24 protein-coding genes are annotated in these 18,928 nt (G+C 71.4%); 16 read left to right on the top strand and 8 right to left on the bottom strand.

What is annotated here, in order from left to right:
• The 6 genes from ACQKIP_RS18555 to ACQKIP_RS18530 all read left to right on the top strand — a co-directional run.
• A partial coding sequence (locus ACQKIP_RS18555; protein ID WP_427743476.1) for a DUF2867 domain-containing protein occupies nt 1–184 on the top strand: 184 nt, incomplete at its 5' end.
• Nucleotides 185–257: 73 nt separating this feature from the next.
• Entirely contained in the window at nt 258–842 is a 585-nt protein-coding gene (locus tag ACQKIP_RS18550) for a sigma-70 family RNA polymerase sigma factor (RefSeq protein WP_365859691.1), read from the top strand.
• Complete coding sequence (locus ACQKIP_RS18545) at nt 839–1,594, top strand: anti-sigma factor (protein ID WP_365859690.1); 756 nt, start codon at nt 839–841, stop codon at nt 1,592–1,594. The genes ACQKIP_RS18550 and ACQKIP_RS18545 overlap by 4 nt, the downstream gene beginning before the upstream one ends.
• A 62-nt stretch (nt 1,595–1,656) precedes the next feature.
• Complete coding sequence (locus ACQKIP_RS18540) at nt 1,657–3,015, top strand: cryptochrome/photolyase family protein (protein WP_365859689.1); 1,359 nt, start codon at nt 1,657–1,659, stop codon at nt 3,013–3,015.
• Between the two features lie 220 nt (nt 3,016–3,235).
• Nucleotides 3,236–3,874 carry a fasciclin domain-containing protein gene (locus ACQKIP_RS18535; RefSeq protein WP_365859864.1) on the top strand — a complete coding sequence of 213 codons (639 nt, stop codon included), beginning with the start codon at nt 3,236–3,238 and terminating at the stop codon, nt 3,872–3,874.
• 188 nt (nt 3,875–4,062) lie between these two features.
• Entirely contained in the window at nt 4,063–4,635 is a 573-nt protein-coding gene (locus tag ACQKIP_RS18530; RefSeq protein WP_365859688.1) for a rhodanese-like domain-containing protein, read from the top strand.
• Nucleotides 4,636–4,666: 31 nt separating this feature from the next.
• Here the strand turns inward: ACQKIP_RS18530 and ACQKIP_RS18525 are convergent, their stop codons facing one another.
• The 4 genes from ACQKIP_RS18525 to ACQKIP_RS18510 are packed head-to-tail and all read right to left on the bottom strand — an operon-like array spanning nt 4,667 to nt 6,940.
• Nucleotides 4,667–5,251, bottom strand: a complete 585-nt coding sequence (locus ACQKIP_RS18525; protein ID WP_365859687.1) for an alkaline shock response membrane anchor protein AmaP — start codon at nt 5,249–5,251, stop codon at nt 4,667–4,669.
• On the bottom strand, nt 5,235–6,176 hold the full coding sequence (locus tag ACQKIP_RS18520; protein ID WP_365859686.1) for a DUF6286 domain-containing Asp23/Gls24 family envelope stress response protein: 942 nt from the start codon (nt 6,174–6,176) through the stop codon (nt 5,235–5,237). The genes ACQKIP_RS18525 and ACQKIP_RS18520 overlap by 17 nt, the downstream gene beginning before the upstream one ends.
• The gene (locus ACQKIP_RS18515; protein ID WP_365859685.1) at nt 6,173–6,358 is read right to left on the bottom strand and encodes a hypothetical protein; all 186 of its coding nucleotides are present in this window, start codon (nt 6,356–6,358) and stop codon (nt 6,173–6,175) included. The genes ACQKIP_RS18520 and ACQKIP_RS18515 overlap by 4 nt, the downstream gene beginning before the upstream one ends.
• Nucleotides 6,359–6,409: 51 nt before the next feature.
• Nucleotides 6,410–6,940, bottom strand: a complete 531-nt coding sequence (locus tag ACQKIP_RS18510; RefSeq protein ID WP_365859684.1) for an Asp23/Gls24 family envelope stress response protein — start codon at nt 6,938–6,940, stop codon at nt 6,410–6,412.
• Between the two features lie 228 nt (nt 6,941–7,168).
• On the opposite strand from ACQKIP_RS18510, the gene ACQKIP_RS18505 reads away from it, so the two are divergent.
• From ACQKIP_RS18505 to ACQKIP_RS18490, 4 genes are all read left to right on the top strand, one after another.
• On the top strand, nt 7,169–7,756 hold the full coding sequence (locus ACQKIP_RS18505; RefSeq protein ID WP_365859683.1) for an RNA polymerase sigma factor: 588 nt from the start codon (nt 7,169–7,171) through the stop codon (nt 7,754–7,756).
• On the top strand, nt 7,747–8,454 hold the full coding sequence (locus tag ACQKIP_RS18500) for an Asp23/Gls24 family envelope stress response protein (RefSeq protein WP_365859682.1): 708 nt from the start codon (nt 7,747–7,749) through the stop codon (nt 8,452–8,454). Before ACQKIP_RS18505 ends, ACQKIP_RS18500 begins: the two co-directional genes overlap by 10 nt.
• Nucleotides 8,451–8,792 carry an Asp23/Gls24 family envelope stress response protein gene (locus ACQKIP_RS18495; RefSeq protein WP_365859681.1) on the top strand — a complete coding sequence of 114 codons (342 nt, stop codon included), beginning with the start codon at nt 8,451–8,453 and terminating at the stop codon, nt 8,790–8,792. The genes ACQKIP_RS18500 and ACQKIP_RS18495 overlap by 4 nt, the downstream gene beginning before the upstream one ends.
• A gap of 97 nt (nt 8,793–8,889) precedes the next feature.
• Nucleotides 8,890–9,393 carry an SRPBCC family protein gene (locus ACQKIP_RS18490; RefSeq protein WP_365859680.1) on the top strand — a complete coding sequence of 168 codons (504 nt, stop codon included), beginning with the start codon at nt 8,890–8,892 and terminating at the stop codon, nt 9,391–9,393.
• Here ACQKIP_RS18490 and ACQKIP_RS18485 read toward each other — a convergent pair.
• Nucleotides 9,365–10,924 (bottom strand): purine-cytosine permease family protein, encoded by a 1,560-nt coding sequence (locus ACQKIP_RS18485; RefSeq protein WP_365859679.1) that lies wholly within the window; start codon nt 10,922–10,924, stop codon nt 9,365–9,367. The two genes, ACQKIP_RS18490 and ACQKIP_RS18485, sit on opposite strands and share 29 nt — an antisense overlap.
• A gap of 201 nt (nt 10,925–11,125) precedes the next feature.
• Here ACQKIP_RS18485 and ACQKIP_RS18480 point away from each other — a divergent pair, with 201 nt between their 5' ends.
• The 3 genes from ACQKIP_RS18480 (at nt 11,126) to ACQKIP_RS18470 (ending at nt 14,273) form a co-directional block, all read left to right on the top strand.
• Nucleotides 11,126–11,911 (top strand): aminoglycoside adenylyltransferase family protein, encoded by a 786-nt coding sequence (locus ACQKIP_RS18480; protein WP_365859678.1) that lies wholly within the window; start codon nt 11,126–11,128, stop codon nt 11,909–11,911.
• Between the two features lie 200 nt (nt 11,912–12,111).
• Nucleotides 12,112–12,867, top strand: coding sequence for a chitinase (locus ACQKIP_RS18475; protein ID WP_365859677.1), 756 nt, complete (start codon nt 12,112–12,114; stop codon nt 12,865–12,867).
• A gap of 179 nt (nt 12,868–13,046) precedes the next feature.
• The gene (locus ACQKIP_RS18470) at nt 13,047–14,273 is read left to right on the top strand and encodes a cytochrome P450 (protein WP_365859676.1); all 1,227 of its coding nucleotides are present in this window, start codon (nt 13,047–13,049) and stop codon (nt 14,271–14,273) included.
• 43 nt (nt 14,274–14,316) lie between these two features.
• Here ACQKIP_RS18470 and ACQKIP_RS18465 read toward each other — a convergent pair whose 3' ends face one another.
• Nucleotides 14,317–15,054: a hypothetical protein gene (locus tag ACQKIP_RS18465; RefSeq protein ID WP_427743478.1), complete on the bottom strand. Its 738-nt coding sequence runs from the start codon at nt 15,052–15,054 to the stop codon at nt 14,317–14,319.
• On the opposite strand from ACQKIP_RS18465, the gene ACQKIP_RS18460 reads away from it, so the two are divergent.
• Entirely contained in the window at nt 14,960–15,340 is a 381-nt protein-coding gene (locus tag ACQKIP_RS18460) for an adenosylhomocysteinase (RefSeq protein ID WP_427743468.1), read from the top strand. The genes ACQKIP_RS18465 and ACQKIP_RS18460 overlap by 95 nt on opposite strands.
• A 104-nt stretch (nt 15,341–15,444) precedes the next feature.
• Here ACQKIP_RS18460 and ACQKIP_RS18455 read toward each other — a convergent pair whose 3' ends face one another.
• Complete coding sequence (locus tag ACQKIP_RS18455; RefSeq protein WP_365863695.1) at nt 15,445–15,672, bottom strand: hypothetical protein; 228 nt, start codon at nt 15,670–15,672, stop codon at nt 15,445–15,447.
• 235 nt (nt 15,673–15,907) lie between these two features.
• Here ACQKIP_RS18455 and ACQKIP_RS18450 point away from each other — a divergent pair, with 235 nt between their 5' ends.
• Nucleotides 15,908–16,522 carry a hypothetical protein gene (locus ACQKIP_RS18450; protein WP_365863694.1) on the top strand — a complete coding sequence of 205 codons (615 nt, stop codon included), beginning with the start codon at nt 15,908–15,910 and terminating at the stop codon, nt 16,520–16,522.
• A gap of 22 nt (nt 16,523–16,544) precedes the next feature.
• Here ACQKIP_RS18450 and ACQKIP_RS18445 read toward each other — a convergent pair whose 3' ends face one another.
• On the bottom strand, nt 16,545–17,507 hold the full coding sequence (locus ACQKIP_RS18445; protein WP_365863692.1) for an RDD family protein: 963 nt from the start codon (nt 17,505–17,507) through the stop codon (nt 16,545–16,547).
• A gap of 89 nt (nt 17,508–17,596) precedes the next feature.
• Between ACQKIP_RS18445 and ACQKIP_RS18440 the strand changes: the two genes are divergently transcribed.
• Complete coding sequence (locus ACQKIP_RS18440) at nt 17,597–18,604, top strand: stage II sporulation protein M (RefSeq protein ID WP_365863690.1); 1,008 nt, start codon at nt 17,597–17,599, stop codon at nt 18,602–18,604.
• The last annotated feature ends 324 nt before the right edge of the window (nt 18,605–18,928 follow it).

The raw sequence follows: 18,928 nt of genomic DNA, 5'->3' as shown, positions 1-18,928 counted from the left end.
GGAACAGGACGAGAAGGGCCGTACCCGCTACCGGCAGCGGGCGCTCTTCCACCCGCACGGCCTGCTCGGGCACGCGTACTGGTGGAGCATCTCGCCCTTCCACGCGCTGATCTTCGGCGGCATGGCACGCAACATCACACGGACGGCCGAACAGCGCACCGCCAAAACCGCACAGAAAACGTGACCCACCGGCAATCCGGCGACGCACCGGCTCCGAATCATCTCTGAAGGCGACCAGCGTCCAGGAGGATCACCGGGTGAATGAAGTAGTGCACATCAGCGGGGCCCCCTCCGCGGGCCCCGATCTGGCTGAGCTGCTGGGCCGGGTGGCCCGCGGCGACCAGCAGGCCTTCGCCTCGCTGTACGACGGGGTGTGCTCTCCGGTGCTCGGCGTGGTGCGCACGGTCCTGCGCGATCCGGCCCAGTCGGAGGAGGTCGCCCAGGAAGTCCTTGTGGAGGTGTGGCGCAGTGCCGCGCGCTACCGGCCGGAGCGGGGGAGCGTCATGAACTGGGTCCTGACGATGGCGCACCGCAGAGCCGTGGACCGCGTGCGGTCCGTGCAGGCCTCGGCCGAGCGCGACCACAAGGCGGCGCTGCTCGAACGCACCCCGGCCTTCGACGAGGTGAGCGAGCAGGTGGAGAACCGCCTGGAGCGCGAGCAGGTCCGGCGCTGCCTGCGCAACCTGACCGAACTGCAACGCCAGTCGGTCACTCTGGCCTATTACCGCGGGCTGACCTACCGCGAGGTCGGGGAATTGCTCTCCGTGCCCCTGGGGACGGTCAAGACGCGGCTGCGTGACGGCCTGATCCGGCTGCGCGACTGCCTGGGGGTGAGCGCATGAGCGCCGCCGATCTGCACACGATGACGGGCGCGTACGTCCTGCACGCCCTCTCGGACGAGGAGCGCACGGAGTTCGAGCGGCACCTGGAGGTGTGCGAGGCATGCGGCCAGGAGGTGCGTGAACTGGCCGCCACGGCCGGGCGTCTTGCCCGGGCCGTATCGGTCGCCCCGCCGGCCGACATGAAGTCCGACGTGCTGCGGCGCATCGCCACGGTCCGCCAGCAGCCGCCGCACACACCCCCGCCGGGCAAGACCGGCGGCGGCGCGGGCCGCGGACGGCAGCTGTCCCGCTTCGCGCTCGCCGCGTGCCTGGCGGCCGCCGCGGCCTTCGGCGGGGTCGCCGTGTGGCAGCACGAGCGGGCCGATGAGGCCGGTGAGCGGGCCCAGCAGGCACAGGCGCGCTCCGAGGAGCTGGCCAAGGTGCTCGCGGCGCCGGACGCCAAGGCCTCCACCGGGCGGCTGACCGACGGCGCGACCGGCACGGTCGTGGTGGCCAAGAGCCTCAACCAGGCCGCGTTCGTCGCGGCCAGGATGCCGGGGCCGCCGTCCGGCAAGGTCTACCAACTCTGGTTCAACGACGACGGGACGATGCGTTCGGCCGGTCTGATGGACCCGGACCGCAGCACCGAGGCCGTGCTCCTGGACGGCCCGGTGGACCAGGCATCCGGCATCGGCATCACCGTGGAACCGGCGGGCGGCTCCAAGGAACCGACGTCCGACCCGGTGGCCCTGATGAACTTCCCCGCCGCATGAGGGACTCCGCGTCGCGGAGACCTGTCGCATGAGGAGCCGCAGCACATGAGGAGCCGCAGAAAGTGACCGTATCGATCGTCCTTTTCACGTCCGACCTGCGTCTGCACGACAACCCTGCGCTGCGTGCCGCGCTGCGCGACGCGGACCGGATCGTCCCGCTGTTCGTGTACGACGACGGGCTGCGGGAGACGGGCTTCGCCGTCCCGAACCGGCGTGCCTTCCTCGCCGACTGCCTGGAGGACCTGGACTCCGAGCTGCGCAAGCGCGGCGGTCGCCTGGTGGTCCGCAGCGGTGACGCCGTCGGGCAGGCCGGCAAGCTGGCGGAGGAGACCGAGGCGGTCTCGCTGCACGTCGCGGCCGGGGTCAGCCGGTACGCGACGCGGCGCGAGGAACGGCTGCGGGACGCGCTCGAAGGCACCGGCTGCGAGCTCGTCGTGCACGACGCGGTCATCACGGCCGTCACGCCGGGGGAGCTGCTCCCGGCGGGCAAGGACCACTACGCCGTGTTCACCCCGTACTTCCGGCGCTGGACCGCGGCAGGCGTACGGGATGTCCTGGCCGCACCGCGCAAGGTGCGGGTCGCCGACGTGACGTCGGACCCGGTGCTGCCGCGTGCGGAGATCACCGGCGTCTCGCCGGGGCTCGGCACGGGCGGCGAGAGCACCGCGCGACAGCAGCTGCGGACCTGGCTGTCCGGCGGCATCGCGGGCTACGAGGACGGCCAGGACGACATCGCGGGCGACGCCACGTCCCGCCTCTCGCCCCACCTCCACTTCGGCACCCTGTCGGCGGCCGAAGTCGTCCACCGGGCGCTGCGCGAGGGCTCGTCGGGAGCGCAGGCGTTCGTCCGGCAGCTGGCCTGGCGGGACTTCCACCACCAGGTCCTCGCGGCCCGCCCGGACGCGGCGGCCCGCGACTACCGCTCGCACGGCGACCGGTGGCGCACGAACAAGAAGGAGACCGCCGCCTGGCTCAACGGCCGCACCGGCTACCCCTTTGTGGACGCGGCGATGCGACAGCTGCGCCACGAGGGCTGGATGCACAACCGGGGACGGCTCGTGGTGGCGAGCTTCCTGACCAAGACCCTCTACGTGGACTGGCGGGTGGGCGCCCGGCACTTCCTGAGTCTCCTGGTGGACGGCGACGTCGCCAACAACCAGCTGAACTGGCAGTGGGCGGCGGGCACCGGGACCGACACCCGGCCCAACCGGGTCCTCAACCCCGTGATCCAGGGCAAGCGCTTCGACCCGGGCGGCAGCTACGTACGGCGCTGGGTGCCCGAACTCGCCGGCGTCCCCGACCGGTACGTCCACGAGCCGTGGAAGCTGGCGGACAAGGACCGTGCGGAGCTCGACTACCCCGACCCGATCGTGGAACTGACCGAGGGCCGGGCCCGCTTCGAGCAGGCCCGCGGGGCCTGAGCAGTGCGGTGGGGCGACTGACGGCCGGTGGGACAGGTGTGCCGGAGTGTGCCTGATCGGGTGAATGTAGATCTCTGACCAAACCGGGGTGCCCACCGCGACGAATTCCCCCTGTGAGCGAAGAACGGCGACAACCCGCATCCCCCGCCTGATGCCGCCGGCTCACGGTCACACCACGCACATGCAACGACGCAAGGAGCAGACCATGTCCGCCATGTCTATGTACCCCAACCGCCTGCGCCGCACCGCGGTCGCCGTCGCCGCCGCGGCGATGCTGCCGATCGTCCTGACGGCGTGCTCGGACAGCGGAGACAAGGACACCAAGGCCGGCGACTCCACGCCCAGCGCGAAGGCGAGCAAGTCGGACGACGCCATGGCCATGGACGAGCCGTTCGGACCGGCCTGTTCGTCGGTCCCCAAGGACGGCAAGGGCTCCTTCGACGGCATGGCGAAGGACCCGGTCGCCACCGCCGCCTCGAACAACCCGGAGCTGTCCACCCTGGTCAGCGCGGTCAAGAAGGCCGGCCTTGTCGACACCCTGAACAACGCCAAGAACATCACGGTGTTCGCGCCGACCAACGACGCCTTCGCCAAGATCCCCAAGGCCGACCTGGACAAGGTCCTGAACGACAAGGCCATGCTCACCAAGGTCCTCACCTACCACGTGGTGGGCCAGAAGCTGGCGCCCAAGGACCTGGAGAACGGCTCCTACGAGACGCTGGAGAAGAGCAAGCTCACCACCGCGGGCTCCGGCACCGAGTACAAGGTCAACGACACCTCGAAGGTCGTCTGCGGCAACGTCCCCACGGCCAACGCCACCGTCCACATCGTCGACACCGTCCTGATGCCCAAGAGCTGACGGACACCGCCGACCGCCTCCGCCGCCCCGACCGGGGCCGCGGGGGTTTTCGGCGTTCGTGCGATGGTGGAGTTCTGTCGAGATGATCGCGAACCCTGCCCCGCCCGGTGTCCGATCACCTCGATGATCCCGGCGATCATGCTCTGCGCCGGGGTGAGAGCCTTTGCTCGACGAAAGGACCGTTCCACGTGACTCCCCCCACCGATCTGGCGCCTGCCCAGGCGGCAGCCCGCCTGGACCGCTACACCGTCATCGACGTCCGCAGCCCCGGCGAGTACGCCTCCGGCCACCTGCCCGGCGCCCACAACATCCCCCTCGGCGACCTGCACCAGGCGCTGCCCGAGCTCAAGGCCGCCGCCGCCCGCGGTGACCTCCTGATGGTCTGCGCCTCCGGGAACCGCTCCGCCACCGCGGGCACCGAGCTCGCCGCCGCCGACATCCCGGCCGCCACCCTGGTCGGCGGCACCACCGCCTGGGCGGCGCAGGGCCACCCCTTGCAGCCCTCCGAAGGCGCACCGGCGGCCTGGGCGATGGAACGCCAGGTGCGGCTGGCCGCCGGGTCCCTCGTCGTTCTCGGCCTGGCCGCCGGAACCCGCTTCAAGGCCGCACGCTGGCTGGCCGCCGGCATCGGCGCGGGCCTGGTCTTCTCCGCCGTCACCAACACCTGCGGCATGGCGGCCGCCCTCACCCGGCTTCCGCACAACCGCCCGCGCCCCGCCGACCTGAGCGCCACGCTGGAAGCCCTCCAGCAGGAGCAGTAGCGGCGGCCGTATCTCCCGGTGTGCCGGGCGCTCAGTGAATGCGGGGCGCCCGGTGAGGCCGGGTGGTGAGGCGCACGTCCGCCTCCAGGGTGCGCGGCGCCGCCGCCGCGCGTGCCTCGGCGACCGTGCCCCCGGCCAGCTCCCGCAGCACCGCGTCCGGGGACGCGTCCGGGTCCAGGACCAGGGTGATGCGGGCCCGCAGCCGCCGCGGGCGCCCGAGCAGGCGCACGTCGGCGCGGTCCACGCCGTCGACCGCCCGGGCACGGTCGGCCATCACGGAGGCCAGCGCCGCGGCGGAGAGCGTGACGCCCGGCTGCCCGAGCGCGAGTTCGCGCACCCGGCCGGTGCGGAACTGGGCGAGGGCCCAGCACAGGAACAGGACCGTACCGACGGCCAGCGCGGCGATGACCGCGGGAGTCCACCAGCCGTGCTCGCGCCAGCGGCCGAGCATCCCCTGGTCCAGCCACACCCGGTCGGCGCCGACCCGGGGCCAGGCCGCCGGAAGCCGATCGCGGACCGGCGCGGCCGTGGAGGCAAGGACGGCGCCCGCGCCGAGCAGAACCGCCGCCGCACCGAACAGAGTCGAGCGGTTGGCGCTGCTACGGAGTCGACTCATCAGGGGGTGCACCTCTCCACGTGGGTTCCGTTCGCAGCCGTACGCGCAGCCGCAGGGGTCTGGCCAGGCCGAGACCGGCGGCCGCCGCCCCGGCGGCCTCGGTCACCGCCCGTCGCGCGCCGTCCGGTTCGCCGAACGCGAGACCGGCGCGCACCCGGGCCGTACGGCGGCCGACCCGGACCGCGACCCTGCCGACGCCGGGCACGTCGGTCACGGCGTCCCGCAGGAAGACCGCGACCGCCCGCCGCTCCAGGGCCGCGCGCACACCCGGCACGGGCGGCTTCATCGGCAGACGGCCGCGACGGCCCGGTGTGAGGGCGAGGACCAGCAGCCACACGCCGAGCCCGAACACGGCGATCGCGGCAGGAATGCTCCAGGCCGCGCCGCCGTCCGGGCCGTGCGTGGCCAGCCACTCCATCGCCCGGGCCCGCCACCGCGCGGGAGTGTGCCCGGCCGCATGCACGGACAGCACGTCGTACAGCACGATCCCGCACGCCGCGGCGGCGACGAGAGCCAACACCGCCACCGGAAACCGGCGTTGGGACCACGGACGGCGCGCACGGACCCCGGCGGCTTCCGCGGCCCCGGCATCCGACGCCGGCGGGGCGGGCTGCCCGGCGGACCGCTCCCGGCGGGACAGACCCCGCACGCGGATGCGCGCCGACGGCACGGTGAGGCCGGTGAGCCGGGCGGTGCGCTCGGCGACGTGCGCCCGCACGGTCTCGCCCGCCTCGTCGAGCACCGCGGGATAGGGCAGCGTCACGGTGACACCGACCTCGGCCCGGCGCCCGCGCACGGTCGCCGTCCCCCGGCCGGCCGAGACCGCGCCCGGAGCCAGCGCCTCCGTCGCGGCGCGTTCCGCGATCCGGCGCACCGCGCGGTCCGCGATGGTCGTCGTGCCGCGCTCCGCCGCGGGCGTGGTCATCGCCGCTCCCGGTCACGCCCGCCGAGGAAGGCGCGGATGTCCGTGCCGTCGTCCACCAGGCGCCCCAGGACGAAGCCGACCACGCCGAGCGCGGCGACCAGCAGGAAGGCGCCGAAACCGCCGAACCAGCCGGCGAATCCCAGGGCCATGCCCGCCATCAGACCGACCAGAGCTGTGCTCACCACTCACCTCACACCAGAGACCGACAAGGGGGGACGACCTGCTCCGGCGCGTTACTCGACGCGCGTCTCGCCGGCGGCGTCCGCGGTGTCCTCGTCGGGCAGGCGGACGTCGTTGACGGCGACGTTCACCTCGACCACCTCGAGGCCGGTGATGCGCTCCACCGCGGAGATGACGTTCTCGCGCACGTCGTGCGCGACGTCCGTGATGGGCACCCCGTACTCGACGACGATGTCCAGGTCGATCGCCGTCTGCCGCTCGCCCACCTCGACCTTCACGCCGCGGCCGACGTTGGGGCGCCCGCCGGGCACCCGGTCGCGCACGGCGCCGATGGTGCGGGAAAGGCCGCCGCCCATGTCGAACACTCCGGGGATCTCGCGGGCCGCCATGCCGGCGATCTTCACGACCACGACATCGGCGATGGACGTCTTGCCGCGGGTCGCCGCCGGTTCGGCCGCGCCCGTACCGCCCGTGACGGTGGTGGCTCCGAGGGCGCTCTTGCGCGCCCCGCCGGTGAGGTCCTTCTCTCCGCCGACGGACACGGCTGCGTTCGAAACGTTCGAAGTGAGGTCCTGCGTCGCCATGGTGGCATCTCCTAGTAGTCGTCAGGGATTTCCCGGTGACCGTGCCGTCGGCCCGGGCCCCCGTGAGGGGCCCGTCTCCGGCTCTTCTCCTGCTCTGACCCGGCCGCAGTACGCCTGTTACGCGCCTCGCGGGAATTTCTTTGCCGGGCATGTAGCGTGCCGGGGCCGCGTAACGCGGAGGGTGCTTCGTGTGTCGTACGAGCACGATCGAAGTGAGAGGAGCCGCGTGTGCCGGGCGACCGGGGCGGAACAGCAGAGGAAGCGGACGCGTCCTTCAGACGTGAGGACGGGCTGCTCGCGGTGCGGGCGGCGGAGGGCGACGAGGAGGCCTTCGAAGCGCTGATGCACCGCCATGCGCCCGCGGCCCTGCGTTTGGCCACCCGCCTGCTCGGCAGCCGTCCGGAGGCGGAGGACGCCGTGCAGGAGTCCTTCGTCAGCGCCTGGCGCAAACTGCCGGAGTTCCGCGGTGACGCCCAGTTCGGTACGTGGATCTATCGCATCGTCACCAACCGCTGCCTGAACGTGCTGCGTTCCCGGCGGCCGGTCGTGGCCCTGGAGGGTCTGCCCGAGCCGCCCGCGCCGGAGCACGAGGTCTCGCCCGCGCGAGCCGCCGAGGCGCACGCCGCCGTGCAGGACCTGGCGCGGGTGATGGAGGGCCTCTCGCCGGAGCAGCGGGTGTGCTGGGTGCTGCGCGAGCTGGACGGGGCGTCGTACGAGTCCATCGCCGAGTCGGTCGGCATCAGCCCGGAGGCGGTCCGCGGCCGGGTCTTCAGAGCGCGGCGCTATCTGACGGAGGCGATGGCGGCATGGCGGTGAACGGGGAGACAGGGCCGGACGAGGAGACACCGGGCAACCAGACATTGGGCGACCAGACACCGGGCGACGAGCGGGAGGCGGGCTTCGAAGTGCTGCCGGATGACGAACTGCTGCCCTGCGGACGCAAGTTGTCGTATGTGTGGGAACAGTCCGAGGCGGGCGTGCCCGACGCCCACATCGAGAGCTGCCCGCACTGCGCGCAGGCCGCGGACGCCTTGCGGCACCTGGAGGGGATCGTCACACAGGCGCGCGAAGCGGCACCGCGCGAGCCGGACACCTCCGCGCTCACCGGCCGCGTCATGGATGTGGTGCGCCTGGAACTGCGGCCGGGCCGGACGCTGCCGCTGGGCGACGAGGACGAGGACGCGTGGATCGTGGAGGCCGCAGCGGCGAGAACCATCCGGGCGGCGGCCGAGTCCCTGCCGGGCGTGCGCGCGGGAAGCTGCCGTATCGATCCGCTGGCCCCGCAGGGCGCCGCGGCGCCTGCGGGACGCCTTGCGCGGGGCCCCGTCAGGGTGCGGATCGGGGTGCAGGTCCCTCTCACGTGGAACCTGCCGGAGGCCGCGGACCTGGTGCGCGGCCGGGTGATCGAAGCGGTGGACGGCGAGCTCGGCATGCGGATCGCGGGCGTCGACGTGACGATCACCGATGTCATCGACCCCGACAGCCCCGACAGCACGGAAGGGTGGCAGCAGTGAGTGACAGAGACATGTCCCGTGCGCTGGCGGACGCCGTCATGGAGGCGGTCCTGGACACCCCTCAAGTGGCCTTCCTGCGCCCCGGCCTCGTGGACCTCCTGCGGTCCTCGGCTCTGCTCGGGCGCGGACTGCCCGGTGCTCCCAAGGGCTCGGGCGGGGTGCAGGTGCGCAGGCAGCAGGGGTCCGCGGCCTGGAGCGTGGAGGTGCACGTCGTCCTGCACCGGGGGCGGCGGGCCCTGGACGTGACGCGGGAGGTGCGGTCGGCCGCGGCAGCCGCCGTCGGGCGGATGACCGGGGAGGCGGCCGAGGTGCGGGTCACCGTGACCGGCCTTGTCTGAGGCACCCCCGTGGCCGCGGCCTGCCCGTGTGGCGGGGGAGGGGGCTGACATTCAAGCTACTGATGAGTAAGGTCGCGGGACGAGGATCGGAGTTGTCATGACCCGCACGTTCACAGTGTCCCGCAGCATCCTGGTCGAGGCGTCGCCGCAGTCGGTGTACGAGCAGGTCAGCCAGCCCGCTCAGATGGGGCGGTGGAGCCCGGAGAACCTCGGCGCGACCGTGCCCGGCGACGGGGAGCCCGCCGCCGTCGGCCTGGTCTTCGAGGGGCACAACAAGCGCGGCCCGTTCCGCTGGACCACGCGCTGTACGGTGACCGAGGCCGATCCCGGCAAGCGCTTCGCCTTCCGGGTGCACGCGATCGGCCTCAAGCGCCCCCGCCTGCGGGCCCCGATCGCCACCTGGGAGTACCGCTTCGAGGACAGCGGCGGTGCCACGAAGGTGACCGAGACCTGGACGGACGACAGGCGCTCCTGGCCCACCTTCGTGGCCAACGCCTTCGACCGTGTCGCCACGGGCGGAAAGACCTTCGCGGTCTTCCAGGTGGGCAACATCGACCGGACGCTGAAGAAGCTCAAGCAGGAGTTCGAGACGGCGCGCTGACCTGGTCCCCGCCGGGCGGTCCGCTGATCGGGGCGATCGGGGTGTCGGCCGCGCGCACCCAGCGCGGCCCCTGAGGCCCGTACACCGCGCGCGGCTCGGGGAAGGCCGCGAGCAGCGCGAGGTAGACGACCGCCGCGACGGCCGCGCCCAGCGGGAGGCTGATGTCGGCGCCGTTCGCCAGATCGCCGAGCGGCCCGACGAACTGGCCGGGGATGTTGGTGAAGAGCACGCCGGTCACCGCTCCGGTCCACCAGGCCGACATGCCGCGCCAGTTCCAGCCGCGCGCGAACCAGTAGCGGCCGCCGTGCTGCCGGCGGGTGAAGACCTGCAGCGCCTCGGGGTCGTACCAGCCGCGCCGGGTGACGTAGCCGAGCATCATGACGATCATCCACGGCACGGTGCAGGTGATGATCATCGTGGCGAAGGTGGAGATCGCCTGGACCAGGTTGAAGCCGAAGCGGCCCACGAAGATGAACGTGATGGACAAGGCGCCGATCAGGACGGTGGCCTGGACGCGGCCGAGCCGCGGGAACACCGAGGAGAAGTCCAGGCCGGTGCCGTACAGCGCGGTCGTGCCGGTCGACATGCCGCCGATCAGCGCGATCAGGCAGACCGGCAGGAAGTACCAGCCGGGCGCGATCGCGAGCAGGCCTCCGACGAAGTTGGGGGCGGCCGGGTCGAGGTACTTCGGCGCTTGCTCCGCGATGATCGACGCGGTCGCCAGGCCGAAGCCGAAGGGCAGCACCGTGGCGACCTGCGAGAGGAAGGCCGCTCCCATCACCTTGCGGCGCGGGGTCGCGGCGGGGATGTAGCGCGCCCAGTCACCGAGGAAGGCGCCGAAGGAGACCGGGTTGGACAGGACGATCAGCGCGGCGCCGATGAAGGACGGCCAGAACAGGTCCTGCGTCGCCGGGTCGGCGTCCGGAGTGAAGATCCCGGCGTACGAGGGGTCGAAGTCCCCCGCGAAGGCGACGAGGCCGAGCACGAAGAGCAGTGTCGCCGCCACCACCGCGATCTTGTTGACGAGCAGCATGAAGCGGAATCCGTAGACGCACACGGCAAGGACGAGCGCGGCGAAGACGGCGTACGCGCAGCCGTAGGCCACGTCGCTCTCCGGCACGCCGAGCAGCCGGTGCGCGCCGCCGATGAGCGCGTCGCCCGAGCTCCACACCGAGAGCGAGAAGAACGCCACGGCGGTGAGCAGGGAGAGGAAGGAGCCGACGATCCTGCCGTGCACGCCCAGATGCGCCGAAGACGAGACGGCGTTGTTCGTGCCGTTGCGGGGCCCGAACACCGCCATCGGGGCAAGCAGCAGGGAGCCGACGAGCAGTCCGACAATCATCGCCGCGAGCCCCTGCCAGAAGGAGAGGCCGAAGAGGACCGGGAACGCGCCGAGCACACAGGTGGCGAACGTGTTGGCGCCGCCGAACGCGAGCCGGAACAGGTCGAGCGGACCGGCCGAGCGGTCAGCGTCCGGGATGCGTTCGACTCCGTGCGTCTCGATCTCGGTGACGGACGGCGATGACTCCATGGGCACAGGCAGCTCCCGGGGGACGGCAGCACCACGGCGTTCGAGGTGCTGTGCGGCAAACGCAGGGACCGTAAACGCCGTGCGCCCCGCTGCGCCAGTGCCCGATTCGCACTGCGCCCGGCGGGGTGGTGGATGATTCGCACATTCACCGCCGCGATCGCCCCGCCGTGCGCGATCGCCTTGCCGTCGAGGGGGAGACCGGTGACGCAGACCGAGGACACCGTTCGCCTGGTGCGCGAGACGCTCGGCGCGAACGTCGTCGGCGTCTATCTGTACGGCTCCGCCTCGCTCGGCGGCCTGCGCCCGCACAGCGACATCGATGTGTTCGCCGTCGTGGAACGGCCCTTGACGGCCGGGCAGCGCGGACGACTCGTCGAGGGGCTGCTCGGCCTGTCCGTCTGGCCGGCCGGGGGAGAGGAGGCGCGCCCCGTCGAGCTGACGATCGTGGTCCGGCGCGATGTCGTGCCCTGGACCTGTCCGCCGCGCCAGGAGTTCCAGTACGGGGAGTGGCTGCGCCAGGAGTACGAGCGGGGCCGGTTGCCGTCGCCGGTGCCCAGCCACGACCTGGCGCCCCTGATCACGATGGTGCTGCTCGCGGACACCCCGCTGGCCGGGCCGCCGCCGGGTGAGGTCCTTGCTCCCGTACCTCCGGGGGACCTTGCGCGTGCGATCGTCGCCGGGGTACCCGAACTGCTCGCGGAACTCGCGTCGGACACGCGCAACGTCGTCCTGACGCTGGCCCGGATCTGGATGACTCTGGCGACCGGCGCCATCACGTCCAAGGATGCCGCGGCCGACTGGGCGCTCACCCGGCTCCCGCAGGTCCACCGGCCCGTGCTCGCCCACGCGCGCGCCGTGTACGTCGCGGGGGAGGCGGGGGAGACAAAGGAGGGGGAGCGCTGGGCGGAGCTGTGGCCTCTGGTGGGGCCGTTTGCCGCGTATGTCGTCGGCGAGATCGAGGCTCTGGACGAGCCGAGTTCGGTCTGAGGTGCCCGGCAGGGTCTCTCAACTGGCGTTATCCGTCGACCTCTTGACGTGAATGCGTCACTCGGTATGGTCTAGTCCAACGGCGGGAGACATTCCGGAAAGCCGCAGCCCCAATCTGCCGGCGTGCCTCCTGGCCGCACATCCCCCCACCGCACGGCGGTCGGTCGCGCACGCGCCGGTCGCCCAAGGAGTGATCCCCCATGCGTCCTCGTGTACTTGCCGCGCTGACCGCGACCGCGTCCGTCGCCGCCCTCACCCTCCTGACCCTCGCGCCCAACGCCTCCGCCGAGAAGGCGGACAAGGCGGACAAGGCGGAGGTGAAGAGCGCGGCGGCGGCCGAATTCCCCGTCAGCGAGTCCCAGTTCAACCAGATGTTCCCGAACCGGAACTCCTTCTACACCTACAGCGGCCTGAAGGCGGCGCTCAGCGCCTACCCCGACTTCACCGGCACCGGCAGCGAGACCGTACGCAAGCAGGAGGCCGCCGCCTTCCTGGCCAACGTCAGTCACGAGACGGGCGGCCTGGTCCACGTCGTCGAGCAGAACACCGCCAACTACCCGCACTACTGCGACAGTTCCCAGCCGTACGGCTGCCCGGCGGGCAACGACAAGTACTACGGACGCGGCCCCATCCAGCTCAGCTGGAACTTCAATTACAAGGCCGCGGGCGACGCGCTGAACATCGACCTCCTGAACAACCCCGACCTCGTGCAGAACGACGCGGCCGTCGCGTGGAAGACCGGCCTGTGGTACTGGAACACGCAGAACGGTCCGGGGACGATGACGCCGCACAACGCCATGGTCAACGGCGCCGGATTCGGCGAGACGATCCGCAGCATCAACGGCAGCCTGGAGTGCGACGGGAAGAACCCCCAGCAGGTCCAGAGCCGGATCAACAACTACACCCAGTTCACCGGGATCCTCGGCGTCGAGACGGGCGACAAGCTCAGCTGCTGAGTTCCGCCGGCACCGGTGTCGCCGCTCCCCCTCGCCCCGCCGTCTTCGACCCGGCGGGGCGAGGGGTGATTTTCGGCCAACATTAGTGCAGCGCTCAACGATCCGCCGAGGGGGTCTGGCTGGGTTCGTAGGTGATCAATAGCCTGTGGAGCATTGCTGTTTTCTGACCTAGGAGCTCCATGTCCACCGCGCAGCAGGTCCCCGACATCCTCTCGCCCGAGTTCGCCAAGGATCCGTATCCCGCCTACCGGGTGATGCGCGAGAACGCGCCGCTCTACTGGCACGAGGCCACCCAGAGCTGGATCGTCTCGCGGTACGAGGATGTCGAGCGCGTCTTCAAGGACAAGAGCTCGCAGTTCACCACCGACAACTACGACTGGCAGATCGAGCCCGTACACGGCAAGACGATCCTCCAGCTCAGCGGCCGGGAGCACTCCGTGCGCCGCGCGCTCGTGGCACCGGCGTTCCGCGGCAGGGAGCTCCAGGACAAGTTCCTGCCCGTCATCGAGCGCAACTCCCGCGAACTCATCGACACTTTCCGGCACACCGGCAGCGTGGATCTGGTCGCGGACTACGCCACCCGCTTCCCCGTCAACGTCATCGCCGACATGCTCGGCCTGGACAAGTCCGACCACGCGCGCTTCCACGGCTGGTACACCACCGTCATAGCCTTCCTCGGCAACCTGTCCGGCGACGCCGAGGTCGCGGCGGCCGGTGAACGCACCCGGGTCGAGTTCGCCGAGTACATGATCCCGATCATCCGCGAGCGCCGGGACAACCCGGGAGACGACCTGCTCTCCGCGCTGTGCGCCGCCGAGGTGGACGGCGTACGGATGAGCGACGAGGACATCAAGGCCTTCTGCAGCCTGCTGCTCGCGGCGGGCGGCGAGACCACCGACAAGGCGATCGCCAGCATCTTCGCCAACCTCCTGATGCACCCCGAGCAGCTCGAAGCCGTCCGGCAGGACCGCTCCCTGATCGCCCGCGCCTTCGCCGAGACCCTGCGCCACACGCCGCCCGTCCACATGATCATGCGGCAGTCGGCGACCGACGTGGAGGTCACCGGCGGCACCATCCCCGCGGGCGCCACCGTCACCTGCCTGATCGGCTCGGCCAACCGTGACGAGAAGCGCTACAGCGACCCGGACCGCTTCGACATCTTCCGGGACGACCTGACCACGACGACCGCGTTCTCCGCCGCCGCCGACCACCTCGCCTTCGCCCTGGGCCGGCACTTCTGCGTCGGCGCGCTGCTTGCCAAGGCCGAGGTGGAGATCGGCGTCGACCAGCTCCTGGACGCGATGCCCGACGTGCGGCTCGCCAAGGGCTTCGACCCGGTCGAGCAGGGCGTGTTCACCCGCGGACCGCAGTCGCTGCCGGTGGAGTTCACCCCCGTCTCCGGCTGACCTCACCGGGGGCGCCGCCCAAGGGGGCGCCCCCGGCGCCGTGTCAGTGCGCCACGGGCGTGAACTGCACCGGCAGCGACGCGAGGCCCCGCATCCAGATGGACGGGCGCCAGGTCAACTCGTGCGGCTCCACCGCCAGAACGAGGTCGGGCAGCCGCTCCAGGAGCGTCTCGACCGCGGTCCTCGCGATGACGTCGGCGAGCAGCGGAGCCGGGTAGGGGCAGCGGTGCTCGCCGTGGCTGAAGGAGAGATGCGCGGAGTTCTCCGGGCCGACGTGCGACTCCGGCCAGATCTGCGGGTCGGTGTTGGCCGCGGCGAGGCCGAGCACCAGGCAGTCGCCCGCGCGGATCTGCCGCCCGCCGAGCTGCGTGTCGCGCACCGCCCAGCGGCCGATGAAGTTCTGGGTCGGGGTGTCGAGCCACAGCACCTCGTTGAGCGCCTCGCCCACGCTCAGGCGCCCGCCGGACACGTTCAGGGCGAACCGCTCGTCGGTCAGCATCAACCGCAGCGTGTTGCAGATCCAGTTGGCCGTCGGCTGCTGCGCCGCCGCGATCACCGAGATCAGGTCCTGGACGATCTCCTCGTCGGTGAGGCCCGCCGGGTGCTGGAGCATCCGCGAGGTGATGTCCGCACCCGGCTTCTCCCGCTTCTCCTTGACCAGGAGCTGGATCCGCTCCCCGACGCGCGTGTACGCCGCCACGGGGTCGTCGCCCTCGTGCGCGTCCAGGGAGATCCGCAGGTCGTCCACGAGCTGCTGCGTGTCCGTGCTCGCGTCGGGCATGCCGCACATCTGCACCGCGGCGATCATGGGCAACGCGACCGGCCACCCGTCCTTCGTGATGTCGAACTCGTTCGCGGACCAGACCCTGGCCCAGATCGAGCTGTTCACCAAGCAGGAGGAGTACCCGACCGACGTCTACGTCCTGCCCAAGCACCTGGACGAGAAGGTCGCCCGCCTCCACCTGGACTCGCTCGGCGTCAAGCTCACGACGCTGCGCCCCGAGCAGGCCGCGTACATCGGCGTAGAGGTAGAGGGCCCGTACAAGCCCGACCACTACCGCTACTGAGCCACCCGCCGGCCCACATCCCGGCACACGCTCGACCGCAGGCCCCCGCCCTCCCGGCGGGGGCCTGCGCCCGTGGGCGGCACGAACGGCTTCCGGACTCCCACCTACTCCGGGACAACCAGTCCGCGTTCGCGAAGCTGCGCGAGACAGACCTGAAGGCAGGCGTCCACCGGGACGGCATCAGTCCGGACCAGAAGGCCGTCGTGAAAGGGCGCCCCGCTCGCGATGAACGTCCATCGCCTCCCGCCCTCGCGCATCCGCTCGGCATCGGCCTTGAACACCACCGTGACCCCTTGGTCCGCCAACGCTTCCATGACGCGCACCACATCCACCGCCGGTCTCCTTCCGCCGCCCGTCGCGCACAGCCTGCGCAGGCTCCCCGCAGCCGACGGACCGGAATCACGGCTGACCTACCGTTAAGTGGCGACCGGGCCGAGAAACCCTCCCCGCGGCCAGCGGGTCACGGCCCACAGTCCACCGACAGCAGCCCTTCCGGCCCAGCACCGCCCCACAGCCGCCCCCGGCCGCGGGACGAGAATCCGCCCACGCCTACGAGGACCGAGACCCATGCCCCGCGGCCACTATTCGCTTCACGACCCGCACGACCACACCCCCCTCGGTGAGGAACACTTCCACTGCGCCCCCGGCCCCTCCGGCTGGCGCTACGTCTCCCAGCGGAACGCACCCTCGGGCGAACCCACCGGCTCCGTCGACCTCGCCCTCGACGAACTCGGCCGCCCGATCCGCCTCGAACTCCACGCGGGGGACTGGCAGATCCGCGCCGCCGCGATCGACGGCGTCACCTGGGTCCGCACCGACCCCACCGGCACCCACGCCACGGAAGACAACGCCCCCGCCCACGCCTTCACCGGCACATCCCCCGCATTCCTCGTCGCGACCACACGCTTGCTGCGCCTCACCCCCGCTTCCCCCGCGACCCGCGTCCGCCTCGTCGCCTTCACCGACCCGGTCCTCGCCCCCCGCACCCTCGACCAGTCCTGGGCCTTGCTCAAAAGCGAAGCACACGCCACTGACAACGGCCCGCTGATCGTGGACGAATACCAGGTCACAGCCCTGGACACCGGCGAGCAGCACGCCATCCACATCTCCGGCGACGTCGTCCTCTCCGCCCCCGGCATCGAGCTCGAAAACCTCGAATCCCCGCCCTCGACCTTCGCCTGACGCCGGCGCCGGCCCCGCAGACCTACGCGGGCGGCACGAACCCGGTGCCAGGAGACCCGGCCTCCGCACCGTCCTGCTCAACCCGCTCGACGACCGGCGCCACCTCACGCGGCTCCCGCCCGGCCTCAGGCGCAACGGGCCCCGCCGAATAGGCCGGGTAAGCCGGAGAAGCGGGAGGAGAGACAGGCGCCGCAGGCACACCCCCGCCCGGATATCCCACGGGCGCCGCCCCGTGCCCACCACCGAACGCCCGCCGAGCGTCCCGCGCCTGCCGCTCCTGCACGACCGCCGCCAGATACGCGGCGGGCGGCACACCCTGCGGAGCCGGCGCCCCCGTACGCTCCGCGAGATCCCCGGCAAGCCGCTCCGCCATCGCCCAGCCGACCTGCGGATCCAACTGCCCCATCCGCGTCAGGTACTGCCGGATGGCCAGCCAGAGCCCCTCGGGCACCCCGGACAGATCGAGCCCGGAGAACCGCCCCGCAAGCCAGGGCGGCGGCGGGGGAATGAAAGCCGTCTGCCCGGTGGGCACCCGTTCCCGCACGACGAGCGTCCCCGCGAACACATCCCCGAGCCGCCGCCCCCGCGCAGACACCAGCGAGGCGATGCACGCGACGACACCGAACGTCAGCAGAATCTCGACGACCCCCACCGCACCCCGCACCAACGCGTGCCGGAAACGAATCGGCCCCCCGTCGTCCCGCACCACCCGCAGCCCGCACGCCATCTTGCCCAGCGACCTCCCGTGGCTGAGCGTCTCCACCGCGATCGGCCCACCGACCAGGATCAGTACGAAGCTGGCGACAGCCACTGCCGCGGCCGCAGCGTCGTCCAAGGAGGACGTAGAAGCCACGATCCCGATGGTCACCCCCAGGTAGACCGCCCAGATGACCACCAAGTCGATCAGTACGGCCAGCCCCCGGCTCGGCAGCTTCGCCGGACGCAGCTCGAGCGCCACCGCCTCGCCCGTCACAAGCTCACTCACGCCAGCCGCCCTTCCCTGCCCTGCCCTCGGAACCGCCAGTCTGCCAAGCTGAGGCAGCATCGTGCCGCAGTACGAGGAGCAGCCACCTGATGGACCTCGACGTCTTCGTCTCCGCCCACCGAGCCGAGTGGGACCGACTCGACGCCTTGCTGCGCCGCCAGCGCCGCCTCAACGGAGCCGAGACCGACGAACTCGTCGCCCTCTACCAACGCACGGCCACCCACCTCTCGCTGATCCAGTCCAGCGCCCCGGACCCGCAGCTCACCGGCCGTCTCACGCGCCTGGTGGCACGCGCGCGTAGTGCGGTGACAGGAACCCGCCGCGCTTCCTGGCGCGACGCCACACACTTCCTGACCCACGGTTTCCCGGCAGCGGTCTACCGCTCCCGTCACTGGTGGGTCCCCACCGCCCTGCTCTCGACGCTCCTCGCGGTCATCATCGGCTGGTGGATCGCCACGCACCCCGAGGTCCAGTCCTCCATCGCGGCCCCCGGCGATCTGCGCGAGCTCACCCGCCCCGGCGGCGAGTACGAGACGTACTACTCGAGCCACCCGGCTGCATCGTTCGCCGCCCAGGTGTGGACGAACAACGCTCAAGCAGCGGCGATGTGCCTGGTCCTGGGCGCCTTCCTCTGCTTCCCCGTCATCTGGATCCTCTTCCAGAACATGCTGAACGTGGGCGTGGGCATCGGCTTGATGTCGTCCGCCGACCGCCTCGACACCTTCCTGGGCCTGATCCTCCCGCACGGCCTCCTCGAACTGACCGCGGTCTTCGTGGCCGCCGGCACGGGCCTGCGCCTCGGCTGGACCCTCATCGATCCGGGCCCGCGCTCACGCCGAACAGCTCTCGCGGAGGAGGGCAGAGCAGCTCTGGGAATGGCGGTGGGCCTCGCCCTGGTCCTGTTCGTCTCCGGCGCCATCGAAGGCTTCGTCACCCCCTCAGGCCTCCCGACCTGGGCCCGCATCAGCATCGGCATCGCCGCTGAACTGGCCTTCCTCGCCTACGTCTACGTCCTGGGCGGCAGGGCAGCACGCGCCGGTGCCACGGGCGACCTGGACCCCGCGGAGCGCAGCGCCACGGTCCCCACCGCAGCGTGATGTGCGTCGGCCCCTGCTGACCTGCTAGTGTCCTCGACGCCCCGGAAAAACCGTTGACACGGAAGGACCGGGGAGGTAGATTCGAACAGTTGCCTAGAGCTGGACAAGTCCAGCGGCGGCAGTTAGCATTTGCCTGCTTCTTGATTCTCATAAGCCAAGAAGCCACTCCCGATAAATCGGAAACATCAGGCCGGTAAGACCGCCCGAAAACTTCTGATAAAGTCGGAACCGCCGGAAAGGGAAACGCGAAAGCCGAAAGGCCGGAGCGGGAACCGGAAAGGCACCGAGGAAATCGGACACGAAAGAGTCTGATAGAGTCGGAAA

The sequence above is a fragment of the Streptomyces sp. NPDC059900 genome (assembly GCF_050270335.1).
Taxonomy (GTDB): domain Bacteria; phylum Actinomycetota; class Actinomycetes; order Streptomycetales; family Streptomycetaceae; genus Streptomyces.
The sequence above is the reverse complement of the archived record's forward strand: the minus strand, read 5'-3'. Positions and strand labels throughout refer to the sequence as shown.